Source organism: Amycolatopsis marina (genome assembly GCF_900111885.1).
Taxonomy (GTDB): Bacteria; Actinomycetota; Actinomycetes; order Mycobacteriales; family Pseudonocardiaceae; genus Amycolatopsis; species Amycolatopsis marina.
In genome coordinates this window covers 134,054-154,299 of record NZ_FOKG01000016.1, presented here as the reverse complement: position 1 = coordinate 154,299, position 20,246 = coordinate 134,054, and the positions used below count along the sequence as shown (strand labels likewise).

Genomic DNA, 20,246 nt, shown 5'->3' with positions numbered 1-20,246 from the left:
TGCTGCCCCGGGCGGTCAGGGTGAATCCGGCCCGTCCTCGCCGCCAGGGGCGGGCGGCGGCCGAGGCGCAGGCGATATCGACGAGGAGGACAACAACCCGTGGTGAATCCTTTGATCGCGGAGACCACGAGTTCGACCGAGTCGTATTCCGGGGTGACGTTGCTGGAGTCGGCGCACGATTTGAACGCGGCGATCAACAGTGGCGACTGGGCGGCGGTGGCGCTGGGTGCTGTCGGGACCGCGCTGGACGCGCTCGCGACCGTGCTGGATCCGTTCGGCGCGATCCTGGCGGCGGGTGTGGGCTGGTTGATGGAGCACATCGGTCCGCTCAAGGAGGCGCTGGACGCGTTGGCGGGTGATCCGGACGAGATCACGGCGCATTCCGAGACGTGGAAGAACATCGCCACCGAACTCGGCAGCATCGGCAGCGACCTGACCGGGATGGTCGCCAACGACACCGTCACGTGGGAAGGCGTGTCCGGCGATCAGTACCGGGCCCGCTCCGCCGACACGGTCGCTCTGCTCACCGCCGCCCAGCAGGCCTCCGACGGTGCCTCGGGTGGGATCAAGACAGCGGGCGAGGTCGTGGCCGCGGTGCGGAGCCTGGTTCGCGACATCATCGCCGAGTTGGTCGGTCACCTGATCAGCTGGGCCCTGCAGGTGGTGTTCACTCTGGGGATCGGTCTGCTCTGGGTGGTGCCGCAGGTGGTGACCGCGGTCGCCAAGACGGCAGCGCAGATCGCCGATCTGACCAAGCGTCTGGTGCAGGCGTTGCAGGCGCTGAGCCCTCTGCTGCGCAAGGCGACCGATCTGTTCAGCGACGCCGGGGCGGCACTGCGCAAGATCCGCGACGGCAAGCCGGGCACGCCCGCGACACCCGAGGACCTCCCCGGCGGGCAGAAGATCACCGAGGTGCCGAAGGGCGGCGGTCCAGGAGGAGGCACGACTCCCTCTTCGGCGGACTCGGGCCCGGTGTCCCCACCACCGAAGATCGACACCTCCACCGGTCCCTCCGGCTCGCCGAACTGGGCTGGGCAGAACGGGGATGTGAGCACGTCTCCGTCGGCGAAAGGCGGCGGACCGGAATCCGGTGCATCGCGAGGAGGATCTGGCCCTGCAGTGCCGCACAAGCCCGTGCCGCCGAGGGACAGGGCCGTCGGCGTGGAGGACAGGGCATGTAAGTCCGACCCGGTCGATGTCGCGACTGGCGAGGTCGTGCTGGCTCAGACGGACCTGGAGTTACCCGCGACGCTGGCACTGGTGCTCGAACGGACCCATGTCTCCTCGTACCGGGCAGGCCGTTCCTTCGGCCCGTCATGGGCGTCCACTGTAGATCAACGGCTCGAGGTCGACGGCCAGAACGTGTGTTACTTCTCGCCCGACGGCATGATTCTGGTCTATCCACTTCCAGGATTGGAACGATCGGTGCTCCCGCTGGAAGGGCCACGTCTGCCCCTCCGCCGTACGGCTGAAGGATATTTACTGGAAGATCCGGCGAACCGTACGCGGCTGACCTTCGGCCGGGTGAAGGGTATGGCCGGGCTGCCGTTGCTGGCTGTGGAGCACGACGACATGTCGCGAATCGAGGTCGACCGGGAGCCAGCCGGATCGGGCTTGGTGATCCGCCACTCCGACGGGTATCGAGTTGAGTTGCTGACCGACAACGGCAGGGTCGTCACCGCGCAGGTACTGGGTCAGGGTGGCGAACCGGCGGTTGTGGTGATGCGGTACGTGTACGACGAGCGGAGCAGGCTCGCGAAGGCGATCAACTCGTCGGGACGGCCAATGGTGTTCGACTATGACACCGACGGCAGACTCACCGGTTGGCAGGACCGCACCGGTGCTTGGTACCGATATTCCTATGACTCCGACGGACGTTGTGTCCGCACGGTGGGTGATAGCGGCTTCCTCGACGGATCGTTCACCTACGACCGGGAACGCATGATCACGACCCACGCCGATTCGCTTGGTCACCGCAGCGAATACCACCTCAACAGTGCGAACCAGGTGGTTCGAGAAGTGGACCCTTTGGGTGCTGTCACGGAGTCCACCTGGGACCGCTACGACAGGCTGCTGTCCCGCACCGACCCGCTCGCCCGCACGACGGCGTACACCTACGACGCCTTCGGCAGGTTGACAGTGGTGACCAGGCCGGACGGCAGCACGATCACCGTGAATCACAGTGACCAAGGGCTGTCTATCGCGCTGCACGACGGCGAACGGACCTGGCTCCGTGAATACAAAACCGATGGGAACTACCCCGAGGATGTGCGGGACCCTTCGGAAAACCAGCTCGGTGTCGCCACGGAGTACCGAGTGCCGGACGACGAGCCGGTGGAACGAGGTACCGCCACTCGAGACCAGTTCGGCAGGCCACGGGTGCTGACCGACGCGCTGGGGGTCGTCACCAGGCTGGACTGGACGGTCGAAGGCCTGCGAAGCAGCAGGCGCGACAGGTCGGGCGTAGGTGAACAGTGGCGCTACGATCCGGAAGGCAACGAGGTCGAGCATGTCGGCGGCGACGGTCAGGTGACCCGGCGTGAGTACGGTCCTTTCGGACTGTGCGTCGCGAGTACGGACCCGCTCGGTGCCCGCACCACTTACGCCTACGACACCGAGTTGCGCCTCACCGCCGTGACCGAGCCACGCGGACTGACCTGGCACTACCGCTATGACGCCGCGGGCAGGCTGGTCGAGGAACGTGACTTCGACGGTCGGATACGGCGGTTCGAGTACGACAGTGCCGGACAACTGGTCAGGGGAATCAACGGTGCGGGCGAACTGACTGAATACCGGCACGATGTGCTGGGCAACGTCATCGGGGTGCGTACCGCCGCGGCGACGACGAGCTACACGTACGACCCTGTGGGCCGGTTGCGGCGTGCGGCAGGTGCGGACGCGGTGCTGGAGTTCGATCGTGACCCGGCGGGCCGGGTGCTACGGGAGACCGTGAACGGACGGGTCGTGGCGTTCGAGTACGACGAGGCAGGCCGGGTGAGCAGGCGGGTCACTCCCTCCGGCGTGCGGAGTTCATGGTCCTATGACGACCTCGGCAGACCGGAGAAATTCACCACCGCGGGTCAGGTCCTGCTGTTCGAACACGACGCAGGCGGTCGTGAGGTGCGGTGCACCATGAACGAGTCGGTGAGCGTCTCCCGGGCGTACGACGACGGGGACACGCTGGTCGCGCAACAGGTCGCAGTCGGTGCATCCGTTGCACAGCGGCGCGATTTCGATTACCGGCGCGACGGCCGCCTGTCCGCGACCAGGGATGCACTGTCCGGGACAGTGCGATTCGATCGAGACCCGGCGGGCCGGGTTGTCGAAGTCACGACAGGGAATCATCGCGAGAGCTACCGGTACGACACGGCCGGAGCCATCATCCGCTCCGCCGTGGACGGCGCCTGGCCGGTGGATCCCGAAGTCGGCTCCCGGCGTTACGAGTCCAACACCCTGGTCGTTTCGGGCGCAGTCGACTACCGCTATGACGGACAGGGGCGGTTGGTTCGGCGCAGGGTCGTCAGTCCCGAGCACGGTGAGCAGTCGTGGTGGTACCACTGGGACGGTTTGGACCGGTTGGTGGGTGTCACCACTCCGGACGGTGCCCGATGGCACTACACCTACGACCCGGTCGGCCGCCGTATCGCGAAAACCAGACTCGCTCCTGACTCCTCGGTGCTCGAGCGGTTCGACTTCGTGTGGGACGATTCCCTCCTGATCGAGCAACTGCACACCGACGCCGCGGGCAACCAGAGTGTGCTCACGTGGGAGCACCACCCCGACGGATACCGACCGGTGACGCAGACGGAGTCCTACCGGCTGCGAGATCAGGCCAGAGTGGACAGACGATTCTTCGCGATCGTCACGGACCTCGTCGGTACCCCTGTCGAACTCGTCGACGTTGACGGTCGGGTCGCCTGGCACGCGCAAGCATCGCTGTGGGGGAAAATGCTGACCGCCGCGGCGGGTACGCCGAGTACGCCACTGCGCTTCCCCGGACAGTACGCGGACGCGGAGACAGGGCTGCATTACAACGTCTACCGCTACTACGATCCGGCTACCGGCCGCTACGTCAGCCAGGATCCACTGGGACTTGCCCCGGCGGGGAATCCGGCGGCGTACGTCGCGGACCCGCACCTGGAGTGTGATCCACTCGGCCTGGCGCCCAAACGAAAGTCGCCGTGCGGTGGCGGTTCCGGCAGTGGTGGCGCACCCGGTACGCCCGGAGGTGGTCTGAACCCGGGACAGCTCAACGGTCCCTCGAAGAAGCCCAAGCTCAGTGACATCGATCCGAATTCCGGCAGGACGACACAGCAGGGTGGTGGAAAGAGCGCTTCGGCTCACTATGACAGCAGTTCCAGTGCGGGATATGTCGGTAACGGCCCCAAACCGGGGCACCTTGTCGATGTCGAGGAGCTCAACAAGGCCGCCGAGATCCGGGACGTCATGGACAGCAGCGGGAATGTCCGCTACAGCGAGAACAACCTCAGCGACGAACTCGCATACCACCTCAGGAAGAGCGGCCTTCCCGAGGACACCAAGTGGATCAAGGGCCATCTGGAGAACGACAACCTTGGCGGGCCCGGCGAGTCGCACAACATGACACCGTTGACCAGCAAGGCGAACAGTGCGCACAAGAACCACGTCGAGTCCAGCATCAAGGAGCTGGTTGATCGTCTCAACGGGGAGGCGTTCAGGAACTTGAAGATCGACGGTGTCGGAATCGACTACTCCATCAAGGTCAGCGACGATGTCAAGTTTCCGAACAGCACCAACGGGTTCGAGCGCTCGATCCGGAACCACATCGAAATCGATGCCCAGTACACCGGAGTCACCGCCGACGTGCTGGAGAAGATGCGGAAGAACGGGATGAACCCGCTGGCTGAGCTGCCACCGCCCGGAACCACGATGGACACCGTCACCGGGAAGTTCACCACCCCGGACGGCAGCGAATGGAAGAAGGGGAACAAGGGGCACGACTTCTCGTATCTCCAGTGATTCCAGCCAGAACAACTCGCCGGGGTATGGAGGCAGTGCTGAGTTCGGCGACAGGCTGGCGATCATTATGAACAAAACCTCCGGTTCGCCTCGGAGGGTGTCTAGTGTCACAGCCCGGCGCGACGTTGCGCCATCGGTGAAGGAGGTCGACGTGGACACGGATCAGCCGGCGAACCAGTTGAGGACAGCGGTCCGACCCGGACCCCGTCGAGGCGGGCGCCTCGTGGTCACAGGGTTCTTGGCAGCCGCCCTCGCCGTAGGCCTTGTCGGTGTGCCGCCCGCGGCCGCGGACGGAGGTTCTCCGGTTCGCGTCTCGTGTCCGGTGGAAATGGGGCAGGCGACCTGTTACGGCGGGCAGGACGCCAACGGCGCCTACTACTCGTTCGCCGTACCCGACGACTGGAATGGGTCTCTGGTGGTGCACGCCCACGGTGGCCCGGGCTTGACGGAAGGATCCGATCCGGAACGGAGCCCCGGAGACCTCGAACGATGGTCCGTCATGGTCCGGGAGGGCTATGCGTGGGCGGGTTCGGCCTACCGCCGTGGAGGCTACGGAGTCCGGATGGCGGCCGAGGACACGGAGAACGTGCGGCGTCTGTTCGTGGAGGAGATCGGCCGACCGCAACGGACCTTTGTGCACGGGCAGTCCTGGGGCGGGAACGTCGCAGCAAAGGTGGCCGAGATCTACGGGTCCGCACACGCCAAACCCTACGACGGTGTTCTGCTCACCAACGGCAATCTCGCCGGTGGGTCTCGCGGCTACGACCACCGCGTGGATCTGCGCGTGGTCTACCAGTACTACTGTGGAAACCACCCGCGACCCACCGAGGAACAGTATCCCTTGTGGATGGGCCTGCGCGCGACCTCGACGATGACGAATTCCGGTCTGCGGGCGCGGCTGCAGGAGTGCACCGGCTATCAGTCGGTTCCAGGGGAACGCAGCGACCAGCAGCAGCGCAACCTCGACGACATCCTCGCAGTCACCAAGGTCCCGGAACGGACCCTGGAGTCGCATCTGAAGTTCGCGACGTTCACCTTCCGCGACATCGTGCACAGTAGACTCGACGGACGAAATCCCTTCAGCAATCGAAGTGTGCGTTATACCGGTTCGCACGACGACAAGGCACTGAACGCGGGTGTCCAGCGTTTCTCGGCCGACCCGTCCGCGGTGCGTGACCTGTCGTTCGACAGCGACATCACCGGCGCGGTCTCGATTCCTGTTCTGACTCTGCACGCGATCGACGACCCAACGGTCTTCGTCGAACACGAAGCGGCGTATCGCGCAAGTCTGGAGGGTGCCCATAGCGCCGAGCACCTTGTGCAGACCTTCACCCGGGAGAGCGAGCACAGCGTGCTGAGTGCCGCCGAGTACGCCACCTCGATATCGGCGTTGTCCAGTTGGGTGCGTACCGGCGTCAGGCCCACGGCAGACTCCGTGGCCGCCGCCTGTCCGGCATTCGACGCCGACTACGGCACAGGCTGCTTCTACGAGCCGGACTACGTTCCGGCCGATTACGCGTCCAGGGTGCGTCCACGCCGAGGCGCTCAGCACTGGCCCGCACTGAGCGCCGCCGAGGAGGGGGTGCTGAGGTGCTGGCCTGGCGTGGGTATCGCCCCCTGAGCGGTATGCGGGCGCAGCGCGACCGATGGTGACATGTCGGGGGTCACGTACTTCGACGGCTCGTATTCCTGCCCCGACCGCCCGAATCATCAGATGGCCACCGTCACCGCACCTATTCGGGAGACAGTCATGTCCAGGTTCAACATTCCATCCGAATCCGTCCTGCGTGCCAGGGAGAAAGTCGTCCTGGACCATTTCCACGACGAGGTCCGCCAGGCGTGGGACGAAGTCCTGGCGACCTTTCCGCACCCGCGCTACGAACTGATCGCGCCGATGGCCGTACATGACGGCGATCAGCCGGTGCGTGGCTATTACGACGAGACGCGGACCGCCTTCCCCGACCAGGATCACGAGATCATCGCTCTACGGCACAGCGCCGATGCGGTCATCGTGGAATTCTGGTTGCTGGGCACCCACCTCGGCCCGCTGGGCAAGATCCCGCCGACCGGCGGTCGGCACCGCACCCGAATGACCGCATACTTCGTTTTCGACGAGCACGAAAACCTCGTTACCGAACGAATCTACTTTGACCAGCTCACCATCCTCCGGCAGTTGTTCGCAGGGCTGGACAAGAAGAAACCAGGTGACCTGCTGACGTTGGGACGCGCCATCGCAGGCGCCCTGTCCATGGCGGGTAGGGAACCCGATCCCCGGTTGCTGGACACCACGCCGCCCGACCTGTCGGTATAGCGGTGCGGGGCGACCGCATGCCGTATGACCGCCGTCACCTTGCATCTGACGTCAGCGTGAGGTTTTAGCGTGGTCGGCATGGAAATCAAGAACCAGACCGCACTGGTCACCGGGGCCAACCGCGGGATCGGTCGAAGCTTGGTGGCTGAGCTGCAGCGCCGCGGAGTGACGAAGGTCTACGCGGCCGCCCGACGGCCCGAGACAGTCGACCTCCCTGGCGCAGTGCCACTCCGTCTCGACATCACCGATGACGCCTCGGTCGCCCAGGCCGCCACCGAAGCCAAGGACGTGACCCTGTTGGTCAACAACGCCGGAGTGTCGACACTGGGAAAACTGGTCGAGGGCGCAGAGGCCGACATCCGGCTGGAAATGGAGACCAATTACTTCGGAACTCTGCGGATGGTGCGCGCCTTCGCGCCGGTGCTCAGGGCGAACGGGGGCGGAGCGATCCTCAACGTACTGTCGGTCATGGCATGGATGGCGTACGAGCATTCCAACAGCTACGCGGCTTCCAAGGCAGCGGCGTGGGCGCTGACCAACGGCATCCGGCTCGAGCTCGCAGACCAGGGCACGCAGGTCACCGGGCTGGCCATGGCCAGCGTTGACACCGACATGATGGCCTGGGCCGACATCGACAAGGCAGATCCGGCGCAGATCGCACGGGTGGCCGTGGAAGGTGTCGAGTCAGGTTCCCTGGAGGTGCTCGGCGACGAGGCAACGCGGCAGTGGAAGACACGCCTCGGCGAGGATCCGTCGCTGCTGTATCCACAGCTCGCCAGAGTCGGGTGAGGAAGCACGACGCGCCCCTGACAGCCAAGTCGCTGGCGCCAGTGGAACGTCGACTCGCTGCGTAGACTCGAATCTGACACTGACGTCGAGGCCAGGTACGGGCATGCGACGAGAGGACCCGAGAGTGCTGAAGATCGGCCGGCTCGCGGAGCGGTCCGGGGTGAGCGTGCGCGCGTTGCGTTACTACGAGGAGCAGGGCCTGCTCCGGGCCGAGCGGACACCCGCCGGCCAACGGGTCTACCAGGAATCCGACGTGGAACGGGTCCGCTTCTACCAGCAGCTCTACGCCGCAGGGCTGACGAGTCGCAACATCGTCCAACTGCTGCCGTGCATCAAGTCCGGTCACACCAACGCCGAGCAGCGCGCGATGCTGCGCGAGCAACGCGATCGGATCCAGGCCAAGGCGGACGAACTCGCGGACGTACTCGAACGCCTCGACGGCCTTATCGCCATGACCCGAACGCCGCCCGCTGAGCCGCAGTCGACCAGAAGCGGAGCCTAGGTGGCCAGCTGGACTTCGTGATCGGGGTTGATTGTGCGGACTTCCCAAGGTCGCCTGCCCACGGCGGGTACACGCCGGGAAATACGAGGTCGGTGGAGGGCTCAGCCGAGCATGGCGCGCAGGGCAGCCGCCGCACCGAACAGGTGATATGTGGCCTCGCCGTGGCCGAAGTGGAGCGTTGGCCGCGGCCGAACCTGGTTTAAGCCCCGGAGTAGTGCAACAGCCGGAGGCTGACCGCGGTCCGAGTCCGGTCCGTGGCAGCGGTGACACCGCCGCCGTTATCGCTTGCTGTGCGTCCGTGCATCGACGGGACGTTGACAACGAGCGATTTCGCCAATTTTCCGCACACGCGCAAGGCCCTCAACGTCCAGGACGGAAAACCAGGCCATGGCCGGGGCCTGTCGACGTACGAGCTCCTTCCGCGTCAATCGTGATTCCGCTCGGCTCGGACAGGACGTTGAGATCGGCGAACGATGCCCGGTCGATGTCCTCCACCATCGACACCATCGGTACGCACATCGCGAGCTGCGCGGACAGTTCCGGCAACAGGTGCGGGGCGATCGGCACGCCGAAGGTCGCGGTCAGGTCGGCGATTCGCAAGAACGGCGTGATGCCGCCGACGCGGACCACATTGGGTTGGGCGATATCGCACAACCCGGCGACCAGCGCGTCGCGGAACTGCCGGACGGTTCGCAGGTTCTCCCCGATCGCGAAAGGCATTCTGGTCATCGCACGAAGGTGTGCGTGCCCTGCGATATCATCGGCGGGGAGCGGCTCCTCGATCCAGCTGGGGTCGAATGTCTCGAAGGCGTTGATGGCGCGCGAGGCGGTGGGTACATCCCAACGTTGGTTCGCGTCCACCATGAGTTTGCGCTTCGATCCCAGAATCGCGCGAACCGCGGCGAGTCGTTCCAGGTCCCGATCGAGGTCGGCCGAGCCGACCTTGATCTTGACACCCGAATGCCCCGCATCGACCCATCGACGAACCTGCGCGCACAGCTTGTCCAGGTCGTAGTCGAGGTTGACTCCGCTGGCGTATGCGGTGACCGAGTCCCGTCGCCGCCCGATCAGGTCGACGAGACTGCTGCCGAACGCCTTGGCGCGCAGGTCCCACAGTGCGATATCCACGGCTGCCAGAGCCATCGCCGTAACTCCGCCCGGGCCCGCCTCGTGCAGATAATCGTACAGCTCCTGCCACCGCACCTTCGGATGTGGTGTGCGCCCCTCAAGCAGTGGCGCACACTCGTCCTCGACAATGGCGCGCACAGCGCTCGCCCCGACTCGGGGAGTCCAGCTCACGCCGGTTCCTTCGGCGCCGGTGTCGGTGACAACCCGGACGACGACGAGGTCGTGAAAGGACACGCCGCCGTCCCAAGTGTCCGATAGTGGCAGGCGATGTGAGGCACAATTGACCTCGATGACCCTCATGTGGTCTTACCCATCTCGGTTCGCCAGTTGTGGCGTGGCCGCCAGCCGAGTAGTCGCTCGGCCTTCCTGGTACTGAACGCCGGGGCGGTGCCGGTCAGTGTCCGCGCCAACTCGGTGGGAACTGTCGTATACCTGGGCAGAAGTAGACTCAACGGCTCCTCGGCGAGAGCATCCCCGGCGCAGACGAAGAACGTCTCGCCGCTGGGCACCTCGTCGACGTTCTCCAGCAGCAGCCGCACGAAGTCCGCGGCATCGCGCGCGTCGACATAGTTGAACAACGACGAAGCTGCCAGCTCAGGTTTCGTCAACCGCTCGTGTACCGTTCCCCCGCCCTGCGTCGGTGCGCCATGCCATTCCTCGGGAGCGACCACAAAGCATGGTCGGAATGCGTAGAAGCGACTCGCTCCGCGAGAGGCGAAACCCTTGATCATATTCTCGGTGGCCACCTTGGACAAGGTGTACGCGTTCCAGGCGGCCGTGGAATGCTCCTCGTCCAACGGTAGGTATGACGGAACCCAGCTGGGGTTACCGTAGCCCATCACTGTGGGGCTGCTTGCGGCAAGAACCGTGCCGATGCCCAGGTCGAACGCCGACTGGCAGATGTTGAACGCCATTTGTGAGTTGACACTGAACGTGGTGATCTCGCTACGTACGAACGGAGCTGGGATCGCGGCGAGGTGGACAACTGCGTCCGGACGGTAGCGAGCGAGCGTCGAGTAACATTCGCCTGCGTCGCTGAGGTCTGCTGAAAACGCTGGAAAACGCTTGCTTCTCGTCGCTGGCGCGGTGTCGACGGAGATCATTTCGTGGCCCTGATCGGCCAGTTCACTGAGGACAGTGTGGCCGAGACGTCCCGAGCCTCCGGTCACGAGGACTCGCATGGATGTCTCCTTCGTGTTCTGGGCGGGAACGGGCACATTCGTATCCGTTTCCGAGATAGTCACAGGTCGATAGAGCGCTTCTTGCCGGTCGTCAGGGGCGTGCGGCGTCCACCGCATCGAGGAACGGGCCATACTGCTGCTGGTAATCGCTGTTCAGCTCGGCAACGGCGTCCTTGAACGGCTGCTTGTCCGGGACCTCGGTGATGGTGACCCCGGCCTTCGTCAGTTCCGCGCGGCTTTCCTCGACCTCCTGCGCCCAGAGCTCACGCTGCACTTCAGTCGACTCGCTCGCGACGGTCTGCACGAGCTGCTTGTCCTCTTCGGTGAGCTGGTTCCATACGGTCTGCGAGATCATCAGCACCTCGGGCACTCGCTGGTGTTCGTCCAGTGTGATGTTCTCCGCGACCTCGTAGTGCCGAGTGGAGACGTAGCTGGGGAGATTGTTCTCCGCTCCGTCGATCACGCCAGTCTCCAGACCGCTGTAGACCTCGCTGAAGGACATCGTGGTGGCCGAACCACCCATCGCCTCGATCACCTCGGCGGTGATGGATCCAGGCTGGACCCGCATGTTCTTTCCGGCCAGGTCTTCCGGACGCTTTATCGGTTGTCCGACGTTGTAGAGACTGCGGGCGCCGGAGTCGTAATAAGCGAGACCCTTCATTCCGGCCTGCTTCAGCTCGTCAAGCTTCTGCCGGCCGCCCTCACCCTGCAGAAAGGCCCAAAAGTGCTCGCTGCTGTCGAAAATGTAGGGCAGGCCGAAGGCCGTCCACGACGGCACGAACTCGCCGACCAGATTCGCGTTGGTGCGATTCATCTCCACAGAGCCCAGCTGCATCTGTTCGAGAACGTCACGTTCCTCACCCAGTTGCGCGTCAGGATAGACGGTGACGTCGATCCGGCCGTTGCTGCGCTCGCGCAGCTGGTCGGCGAACCAGATGTCCGCCTGGGTGGTCGGGTAGTCCCTCGGGTGTGTCTCGGCCAGCCGCCAGGAGAGCGTACTGTCCCCACTCCCGGAAGCTCCGCCGCCACATCCGGCGAGCACGAGTCCGATCGCGGCGACGAGTGATGTTGTCCCGAAGCGCCTCAAAGCCTTCCTGGTGCGCATGGTGACTCCTTTCAGTGTGCACAAGTTGTTGTGTGAGTCAAAAACCCAGCATCTGCGGCAGGGTGAGCGAGATGGCGGGTACGAAGGTGACGAGGAGTAGGGCCCCCACCATTGGGACGTAGAACGGCAGGACGCCCTTCACCGCCTCTTCGATCTTGATGCCACCGATGGCAGATCCGACGAACAGCACACTGCCGACCGGAGGAGTGATGAGGCCGATCGCGAGGTTGAGCATCAGCATCACACCGAATTGCATGGGTTCCATGCCCAGTGAGGTCACTACCGGGAGCAGGATCGGCGTGGTGATGAGGATGAGCGGTGCCATGTCCATGATCGCGCCGAGCCCGAGCAACAACACGTTGCACAACAGGAGGATCACGATCGGGTTGTCGGATATGTCCAGTAGTGCCTCGGTCAGCATCGTCGGAAGTCGCATGACCGTGAGCAGGTAGCCGTAAGCACCCGCGGCGGCGATGAGGAAGAGAACAGTGCCGAGCGTACGCATCGTACGACGCAGCATGCCGACGAACGCCCGGAGCGGAACCTCCCGATACACACCGAAGGTGATGACGAAGGCCCAGACACAGGCGATGGCGGCGGATTCGGTGGCGGTGAAGACACCCGAGAGGATTCCCCCGATGATGATGACCGGGGTGAGCAATCCGAGCATCCCCTGCAAGACGATGCGCGGGATCTGCCTCATCGTGATCGTCTCGCCCTTTGGGTGATTGTGTTTCCGGGCCATGACGTAGCACGTGGCCAGCAACAGCAGCCCGATCAACAGGCCCGGGACCACCCCAGCCATGAACACCCCGCCGATGGAAACGGTGCCACCGGCGGCGAGCGCAAAGATGATCATGTTGTGGCTCGGCGGGATCAGGACACCCTGGGCGGCGCTGGAAACCGTCACTCCGACCGAGTAGTAGTCCGGATACCCTTGCTTTCGCATCATCGGCATCATCACCGAACCGATGGACGAGGTGTCGGCGACAGCGGATCCGGAGATTCCGCCGAAGAACGTGCTCGACACCACGTTCAACATGGCGAGCCCGCCCCGGAACCACCCCACGACGACGTTGGCGAGATCGATCAAGCGGCGTGCCACACCCCCGGTAGCCATCACCTCGCCTGCGAGGATGAAGAACGGTATCGCCAGGAGCGGGAAGGAGTTCAATCCCTGCATCATCTTCTGCCCGACCACCGCGAGCGGGATGGCCAACCAGAGCGCGGACGCGATCGAAGACATGACCAGGGCGAGCGCAACGGGAACGCGAAGCAGTAACAGGACGGCGAATCCCCCGAAGAGGAGGGTGACGGCGATGGGATCGATGATCATCGGATGTCCTCGTCACGAAGAGATTGCCCGCTTGATGAGGGGCCCTGGGCGGAACCGTTGTCGGCACCGTCCAAGGGCAACAGGCCGAACAACTGCAATGCGCTGTACAGCAGGATCAACACGCCTGCGACCGGCATGGCGGCGTACTGTACCGATGTGGGTAGACCGGTCGCGGGCAGTGTCGAGCTCATCATCAATTGGGTGAACTCTCCACCTTGGACAATGAGGTAAACGCCGAACACCGCCATCAGCAGGGGGGCTAGTCGCAGAGTCACAAGGCGAAGTGGTCTGGGCAGGCGGTCGACCAGCATGCCGAGGGCGATGTGGCTGTGTTCCCGGATTCCCTTGGCAATACCCAGGAACGCGACCCAGCCCAGTAGTAGCAGCGCGGTTTCGGACGCCCAGACTGGGGTGAACCCGAGCACGTACCGACAGAAGACCTGCCAGGTCACGACAACGACCATGGCGACGAGTGCTGCCAAGGTCAGCACATCTGTGGCACGGTCCACTACGGACAGAGAGAGGCGGTAGATCCGCGCCGCCGGACGCGGTAGGCCTCGCTGCGACATCTTTGTCTCCGATCAGCACATCTCACCGTGACCTCAGCGGCGAGGACCTGAGAAACCGGTTTCTAACCTAACCTCTCTGGTTCGTGTGTCAACCCCTTCTGCCTGCGCTGGGTAGTCGTTATCGGGCTGTGCTCACCGATGCGGATGAGAAGCGGACACGGCAGAAGGTCACGCTCAGTAGGAAGTCAGCGGTTGTGCCCGCCGACCGGCCCTCGGACCGGGTTGCGGTACGGGTGATGACAGCAGCGATGTTCAGGGCCGAAGGGGCGCTGTGGTGCCTCGGACTTCCAGCCTCGGCGTGAAGCACACGTCCGCAGGCGGCTCCTCGTGCCGCAGCATGGCTGAAAGCCGTTGCCATGCCTCGCGCCCGAGTTCCTCTTGCGGAACAGCGACGGTGGTCAGCATCGGCATCGAGTAGCGGGCAAACGGGATGTCGTCGAAGCCGACCACGCTGACCTTTCCCGGTACCGCTACGCCCGTCTGCTGGAACTTGCCGAGCGCGCCGATGGCGACGAGGTCGTTGTAGGCGATTATCGCGGTTGCGCCGGTGGCCAGAGCCCTGTCCGCGACTTCGTAGCCGTCCTCGTGCATGGAACCGCACTCCAACACGTCGAGTTCGAACCGCCCGCGGGCGGCCTCGTGTAACGTCGACAACCTTTCCTGATTGGACACACTCGCCATGGGCCCGGATAGGTAGGCGACATGCTTGTGTCCGAGCGCCGTAAGGTGCGCCACCACGGCGCGTACCCCTGCGCCGTAATCCACCGATACGGTCGAGGTGGCCAAGCCGGCGATACGGCGGTTCACCAGGACGAACGGCTCGAGCTTCGGTGCGAGTTCGGATAGTTCGTGGTCGTGAGCGCGAGGAGCGCACAGAACCAGTCCGTCGACGCGCAGACGCGTCTCGCGGGCGAGCAACGGTTCCTCGAGCGGCATCTCGTGGCTGTCGGTGACGAGTACCCGATAGTCCTCGACGACAGCGGCGCGGCTGATACCTCGCAGCACGGACTGGAACATGGGGTTGCCGAGGTCCGGAACCATGATGGCGATGAGACCGGTTCGCCCGCGCGCGAGACCTTGGGCAATGGCGCTCGGTTGGTACCCCAGGGATGCCGCGGCTTGCTGAACTCGCCGAGTCAGCTCCGGGTCGACCGAGTTGCGCCGGTTCATGACCCGGGAGACCGTCGCGGGGGAGACCTGCGCGACACGTGCCACATCGCGGATCGTCACAGCTTGTGGGCGCTCAAACGCTCTCATCGTTGTCCTTCGCGACTCGGCATGACGTCACGGTCCGTGGTGTTTCTGTGCAGAGAGTTGTCGATTTTACGAGAACCGCAGGACGATCCACAGGAAGCCGCAGAAACCGGTTTCCTCGGATCGGGCCATGCCTCGGCACCCTATCGCACTTCAGCGCGCTGATCGCCGGTCCGCCCCCGTTTCTCGTCAGCCACCGAGTGATGGCGTGGGGACCGTGGCGTGAGCAGGACCGCAGCCGCGGCAGCTGCAACGCTAAGTCAACGGTATTGACAAGAGCGCGGACGTGAGCTTCCATCAGAAACCGGTTTCTAATGAGACTGGGCTCACAGCCCCGTCTGCTGTCTCTCCACGAGTTGTTCAACAGGCCCCCGTCCATGTATGTGCTCGCTGTTGTAGGCGTGCCGAGGAGAAGATATGCGAAAGTTGTCGACCCGGACCGCCGCTGTGGCAGCGGTGGCAGCTGGGAGCCTGATGATTTCTGTGCCCAGTACGTCGGCGGTACCCGGTCCTGCGAATCACCCGCATTCGAACAATGGCTCGGCCACTGGATGGGACCTGGCCGAGCGCATCGTCAAGCAGGTCAAACCGCCCGGAATTCCCAGCCGCCCCTTCGACATCGTGGACTATGGGGCGGATGGGACCGGTACGCGTGACAGCTCGCGGGCATTCGCCGGCGCTATCGATGCAGCTTCTCGTAAGGGCGGACGGGTGGTCGTTCCACCGGGTGAGTACCTCACCGGCCCGATTCATCTGCAAAGCGATGTCGAACTGCACGTGAGCGAGGGTGCGACTGTCCGGTTCAGCCAGGATCCGGCGGACTACCTGCCGCCGGTGCTGACTCGTTGGGAGGGGGTGGAGCTCTACAACTACTCCCCCTTCATCTACGCCCATGACGTGAAAAACGTCGCGATCACCGGTAAGGGCGTGCTTGACGGGCAGGCTGACGAGGACCACTGGTGGCCGTGGAAGGAGGAGTCAGACGGTCAGGGCGGGGTCATCGAGACCGAGGACCGCGACGCGTTGTTCGAGATGGCCGAGAACGGCGTACCGGTGGAACAACGCAACTTCGGCGCCGAGAGCCAGTTGCGGCCCAACTTCGTCCAGTTCTACAACAGCTCGGACATCCTGGTGAAGGATGTGACCCTCACCAACTCTCCGATGTGGATGATTCATCCCGTGCTGTCGGAGAACGTCACGGTCGACGGGGTGAACCTGGACAGTCCCAACGGTCCTAACAGCGACGGTGTCGATCCGGAGTCCAGCCGTAACGTCGTGATCAAGAACTCTCGGTTCAACAACGGTGACGACTGTATCGCCATCAAGTCCGGCCGTAACGCGGACGGCCGCCGGATCAATGCGCCAAGCGAGAACATCGTCATTCACGACAACTACATGCAGGACGGCCATGGCGGGGTCACCATCGGCAGTGAGATGTCCGGGAGCGTGCGCAACGTCTTCGCCGAGGACAACGTGATGGACAGTGCGCAACTGCAGCGAGCCTTGCGCATCAAGACGAACTCCGTGCGCGGCGGTGTCGTCGAGCACATCTACTTCCGGGGCAACCAGATCCCACAGATCGGCGACGAGGTCATCCGCGTGAACTTCCAGTACGAGGAAGGTGATGCGGGCGAATTCACTCCCACAGTTCGCGAAATCCACATCGAGGACGTGCACAGTGTCGGCGGGGCCTTTGCTCTCTACCTGCGCGGCTATGAACGCTCCCCGATCAGTGACGTCACAATCACCAATTCGACCTTCGAGGACGTCCAGACGCCCATGCTGCTGGAACACGTAGAGGGACTGCAGCTGGACAACGTCGAGATCAACGGCGAACTCTACGACGGAACTATCACCCAGGGCGACGGCGACTGAGGACCGGCAGGGCCCGCGAACCTTCGAATGCGGTGACGGAATCGAGAGGCGACGACATGCCAGAAAGCATCAGACGGCGGGACTTCCTGACCGCCACCGGACTTGCCGCGGCAACAGGGGTGGTCAGCCTCGCATACTCCCCCCAGGCGACGGCCTCGGCTGTGCCGGGAACATCTGCCGACCGTGCCTGGAACGAGGCGGCGGCGATCCTCCGCCGGGTCCGGCCCCCCGTCTTTCCCGACCGCGAATTCGACATCACCAGGTTCGGCGCGGTCGGTGACGGCGAGACCGACTGCACTGGCGCGATCCGAGCGGCCATCGCCGAATGTGGCAGGTCAGGAGGCGGGCGAGTAGTGGTTCCCGCGGGAACGTTCGCCACTGGCGCCGTTCATCTCATCAGCAATACGAACCTGTACCTCAGCCACGGAGCCACGCTTGCCTTCAGCCGAGACCCCGCCGCATATCTCCCGGTGGTCCACACCCGGTACGAGGGTGTCGAGCTGTGGAACTACTCGCCGCTCGTCTACGCACACGGAGCGCGCAATGTGGCGATCACCGGCACCGGGGTGATCGACGGCCGTGCTGACGACTCGCACTGGTGGAACTGGACCAACGGGCCACCGCCAAACGAGGGGCCGGACAAAACCCTGCTCAACGAGATGGCGGACGCGGGTGTCCCCGTAGCGGAGCGGGTGTTCGGCGAGGGTCATTACCTGCGGCCGAACATGGTGCAGTTCTACTCGTGCGAGAACGTGCTTATCGAGGGGATCACTCTGCGTGATTCTCCAATGTGGAATCTGCACCCGGTACTGAGCCGCAATGTGACGGTGCGTTCCGTCGTCATCGACAGTCCGCACGGTCCGAACAACGACGGAATCGACCCGGAGTCGTGCAGTGATGTCGTGATCCGGGACTGTGTGATAAACACCGGTGACGACTGCGTCGCGCTGAAAGCGGGCAAGAACGCCGACGGCAGGCGGGTGAATGTCGCGTGCGAGAACGTTGTCGTGCTCGATTGCGAGATGGCCGACGGCAACGGCGGCGTGACGATCGGCAGCGAGACCAGCGGGGGTGTCCGGAACCTGTTCGTCCGGCGCTGTGAGATGAGCAGCCCGAGGTTGGAGCGGGCAGTTCGCATCAAGAGCAATCCAGAACGCGGCGGCACGATCGAGAACGTCTACATCCACCAGGTCAACGTCGGTCAGGCCGCCGACGCGGTCGTCGAAATGGTGCTCAACTACGCCAACGTCACCACCGGCGACTTCCACCCGAATCTGCACGGCATTCTCATCAGTCAACTCACCGCCGCCAACGCGCCCCGAGCGCTGAACATGCTCGGCAACGACGGACACCCGATCCGCGACATCCGGTTACACGCCTGCCGTTTCGACAACATGTCGGAGCCCAACATTGTCCGCGACGTCGAGGGCCTGGTGCTCGACCAGGTGTGGGTCAACGACATTCGCATCGATTCCTGACGATTTCCGCAGCACCGAGCCGGCCCTTGATGGGCCGGGGACAGAACACGGTCTGATTCCAAAGGAGTGCTCATGGCTGGACCATTGAATCGAAAGCATTTTTTACGGCTCGCCGGTGGAACGCTGGCCGGCGGCGTGCTCGCGTCGACGTCGACCGGAACGGCTGTCGCTCAGTCCACGACAGCCGATCCGAGCGGACCGAGAGCCGGTGCCGGAGGCGACGCATGGCGTTATGCCGAGGAAATCGCTCGCCGGGTGCAGGCTCCGCAGTTCCCCCCACGTGACTTCGACATAACCGAGTTCGGTGCGAGACCTGACGGCAGCACACTGGCGACCGGTGCGATCCGGGCGGCGATCGAGGCCTGCCATCGTCACGGCGGCGGCAGGGTGGTCATTCCGGCGGGCTCGTTCCTCACCGGCGCGATCCACCTGCGCAGCAACGTGAACCTGCACGTGTCCGAAGGCGCGACCCTGCTGTTCAGTACAGATCCTGAGGACTACCTCCCTGTCGTCCTGACGCGCTTCGAGGGCATCGAGTTCATGAACTACTCGCCCCTCATCTACGCCAACGGCTGCACCAACGTCGCGGTGACCGGCAAGGGCACGCTCGATGGCCAGGCAACCGAGGAAAACTGGTGGTCGTGGGTCAGCAGGACCAGCGAGAGCTGGGAACAGTTGCAGCAAATGGCCCGGGACGGTGTTCCGGTCGAGGAGCGCATGTTCGGCCCCGGACACTACCTGCGCTCGAGCTTCATCCAGACGTACCACTGCCGTAACGTCCTTATCGAAGGGGTGACGATCCACCGGTCGCCGATGTGGGAGGTGCACCCGGTGCTGTCGCGCAACATCACGGTGCGCGATCTGCGCATCGACACCCACGGGCCGAACAACGACGGGGTGGACATCGAGTCGTCCCGGGATGTCGTCGTCAGCGGCTGCGACTTCAATGTGGGCGACGACTGCCTCGTCATCAAATCGGGGCGTGAGGCCGACGGCCTACGTGTCAACGTGCCCTCGGAGAACATCCTCGTCGAGCGGTGCCGAATGCGCCTGCGCTACGGCGCCATCACGATCGGTAGTGAGATGACCGGCGGTGCCCGCAACATCTTTGTGCGCGACTGCACGATCGGCGGCCCGAACCTCTACTTCGGCCTCTACATCAAGACGAACTCGCACCGGGGCGGGTTCGCCGAGAACGTCTACCTCAAGAACATCGAGATCTCGAACCTCACCAAGGAGGTCATCTCGTGCAACTTCTACCGGGGTGAGGGGGACACCGGCCCGCTGACGCCACGGGTGCGCAACGTGGAACTGCGCAACGTGCACGTGAGACGGGCGCGCAACGCGTTCTCGATGCGCGGCTACCCCCGGTCGCCGATCGAGGACTTGCGGATCGTCAACTGTTCATTCGACGACATCGCTCAGCCGAGCACGATCACCGACGTGGACATGACCTTCCACAACTTCCGGGTCAACGGCGCGCGTTGCAGCGACCAGGCACAACTTCTCTAGCGCACCAGGGCATTCGATCCAATCGGTTGCGGTTTGTCCCAGACCCTGCCGGTGGTCCTCGCCGCTGACGGCACTTACGTGGCCTCACCAATCACGGTCGACGATGACCAGAGCTGATATCGGGACCGCCACTACCTATCGGTGAAACTTTCTGACGGCATTGGCATGGAGATCGTGTATCGAGTGGCCATCGACGAGTCCCGACGAG

Annotated in this window: 14 protein-coding genes; 8 read left to right on the top strand and 6 right to left on the bottom strand. The window is 64.1% G+C overall.

The genetic code is table 11. The features are described 5' to 3' along the window. Positions 1 to 99 precede the first annotated feature (99 nt). The 5 genes from BM199_RS24205 (at position 100) to BM199_RS24185 (ending at position 8,600) form a co-directional block, all read left to right on the top strand. Positions 100 to 4,998: a DUF6531 domain-containing protein gene (locus BM199_RS24205; protein WP_091675779.1), complete on the top strand. Its 4,899-nt coding sequence runs from the start codon at positions 100 to 102 to the stop codon at positions 4,996 to 4,998. 223 nt (positions 4,999 to 5,221) lie between these two features. Then, positions 5,222 to 6,619: a hypothetical protein gene (locus tag BM199_RS24200; protein WP_218160423.1), complete on the top strand. Its 1,398-nt coding sequence runs from the start codon at positions 5,222 to 5,224 to the stop codon at positions 6,617 to 6,619. A gap of 129 nt (positions 6,620 to 6,748) precedes the next feature. After that, complete coding sequence (locus BM199_RS24195) at positions 6,749 to 7,309, top strand: ester cyclase (protein ID WP_091675830.1); 561 nt, start codon at positions 6,749 to 6,751, stop codon at positions 7,307 to 7,309. A 78-nt stretch (positions 7,310 to 7,387) separates the two neighbouring features. After that, entirely contained in the window at positions 7,388 to 8,098 is a 711-nt protein-coding gene (locus BM199_RS24190) for an SDR family oxidoreductase (RefSeq protein WP_091675827.1), read from the top strand. 103 nt (positions 8,099 to 8,201) lie between these two features. Then, complete coding sequence (locus BM199_RS24185) at positions 8,202 to 8,600, top strand: MerR family transcriptional regulator (protein WP_091675776.1); 399 nt, start codon at positions 8,202 to 8,204, stop codon at positions 8,598 to 8,600. A 360-nt stretch (positions 8,601 to 8,960) separates the two neighbouring features. Here BM199_RS24185 and BM199_RS24180 read toward each other — a convergent pair whose 3' ends face one another. The 6 genes from BM199_RS24180 to BM199_RS24155 form a co-directional block, all read right to left on the bottom strand. Next, the gene (locus BM199_RS24180; RefSeq protein WP_245788620.1) at positions 8,961 to 9,962 is read right to left on the bottom strand and encodes a mandelate racemase/muconate lactonizing enzyme family protein; all 1,002 of its coding nucleotides are present in this window, start codon (positions 9,960 to 9,962) and stop codon (positions 8,961 to 8,963) included. A gap of 62 nt (positions 9,963 to 10,024) precedes the next feature. Next, positions 10,025 to 11,041 (bottom strand): NAD-dependent epimerase/dehydratase family protein, encoded by a 1,017-nt coding sequence (locus tag BM199_RS24175; protein ID WP_245788618.1) that lies wholly within the window; start codon positions 11,039 to 11,041, stop codon positions 10,025 to 10,027. Continuing rightward, a complete protein-coding gene (locus BM199_RS24170; RefSeq protein WP_091675770.1) occupies positions 11,001 to 12,014 on the bottom strand; it encodes a TRAP transporter substrate-binding protein in 1,014 nt (337 codons plus the stop codon). Before BM199_RS24170 ends, BM199_RS24175 begins: the two co-directional genes overlap by 41 nt. Before the next feature lie 37 nt (positions 12,015 to 12,051). Further along, positions 12,052 to 13,350, bottom strand: a complete 1,299-nt coding sequence (locus tag BM199_RS24165) for a TRAP transporter large permease (RefSeq protein ID WP_091675767.1) — start codon at positions 13,348 to 13,350, stop codon at positions 12,052 to 12,054. Next, complete coding sequence (locus BM199_RS24160) at positions 13,347 to 13,802, bottom strand: TRAP transporter small permease (protein WP_245788616.1); 456 nt, start codon at positions 13,800 to 13,802, stop codon at positions 13,347 to 13,349. Before BM199_RS24160 ends, BM199_RS24165 begins: the two co-directional genes overlap by 4 nt. 369 nt (positions 13,803 to 14,171) lie before the next feature. Then, positions 14,172 to 15,176 carry a LacI family DNA-binding transcriptional regulator gene (locus BM199_RS24155; protein WP_091675761.1) on the bottom strand — a complete coding sequence of 335 codons (1,005 nt, stop codon included), beginning with the start codon at positions 15,174 to 15,176 and terminating at the stop codon, positions 14,172 to 14,174. Positions 15,177 to 15,590: 414 nt separating this feature from the next. Here BM199_RS24155 and BM199_RS24150 point away from each other — a divergent pair, with 414 nt between their 5' ends. The 3 genes from BM199_RS24150 to BM199_RS24140 all read left to right on the top strand — a co-directional run bounded on the left by BM199_RS24150 (position 15,591) and on the right by BM199_RS24140 (position 20,038). Continuing rightward, positions 15,591 to 17,048 carry a glycoside hydrolase family 28 protein gene (locus BM199_RS24150; protein ID WP_218160422.1) on the top strand — a complete coding sequence of 486 codons (1,458 nt, stop codon included), beginning with the start codon at positions 15,591 to 15,593 and terminating at the stop codon, positions 17,046 to 17,048. Positions 17,049 to 17,104: 56 nt separating this feature from the next. Next, entirely contained in the window at positions 17,105 to 18,526 is a 1,422-nt protein-coding gene (locus tag BM199_RS24145) for a glycoside hydrolase family 28 protein (protein WP_091675758.1), read from the top strand. A gap of 72 nt (positions 18,527 to 18,598) precedes the next feature. Then, entirely contained in the window at positions 18,599 to 20,038 is a 1,440-nt protein-coding gene (locus tag BM199_RS24140) for a glycoside hydrolase family 28 protein (RefSeq protein WP_091675755.1), read from the top strand. Positions 20,039 to 20,246 lie beyond the last annotated feature (208 nt).

Bases quoted from the DNA above. Each gene is read 5' to 3' on its own strand.
- BM199_RS24195 (WP_091675830.1), top strand. From the start codon at position 6,749: ATGTCCAGGTTCAACATTCCATCCGAATCCGTCCTGCGTGCCAGGGAG.
- BM199_RS24190 (WP_091675827.1), top strand. From the start codon at position 7,388: ATGGAAATCAAGAACCAGACCGCACTGGTCACCGGGGCCAACCGCGGG.
- BM199_RS24185 (WP_091675776.1), top strand. From the start codon at position 8,202: ATGCGACGAGAGGACCCGAGAGTGCTGAAGATCGGCCGGCTCGCGGAG.
- BM199_RS24175 (WP_245788618.1), bottom strand. From the start codon at position 11,041: ATGGCCCGTTCCTCGATGCGGTGGACGCCGCACGCCCCTGACGACCGG.
- BM199_RS24170 (WP_091675770.1), bottom strand. From the start codon at position 12,014: ATGCGCACCAGGAAGGCTTTGAGGCGCTTCGGGACAACATCACTCGTC.
- BM199_RS24165 (WP_091675767.1), bottom strand. From the start codon at position 13,350: ATGATCATCGATCCCATCGCCGTCACCCTCCTCTTCGGGGGATTCGCC.
- BM199_RS24155 (WP_091675761.1), bottom strand. From the start codon at position 15,176: ATGAGAGCGTTTGAGCGCCCACAAGCTGTGACGATCCGCGATGTGGCA.
- BM199_RS24150 (WP_218160422.1), top strand. From the start codon at position 15,591: ATGCGAAAGTTGTCGACCCGGACCGCCGCTGTGGCAGCGGTGGCAGCT.
- BM199_RS24145 (WP_091675758.1), top strand. From the start codon at position 17,105: ATGCCAGAAAGCATCAGACGGCGGGACTTCCTGACCGCCACCGGACTT.
- BM199_RS24140 (WP_091675755.1), top strand. From the start codon at position 18,599: ATGGCTGGACCATTGAATCGAAAGCATTTTTTACGGCTCGCCGGTGGA.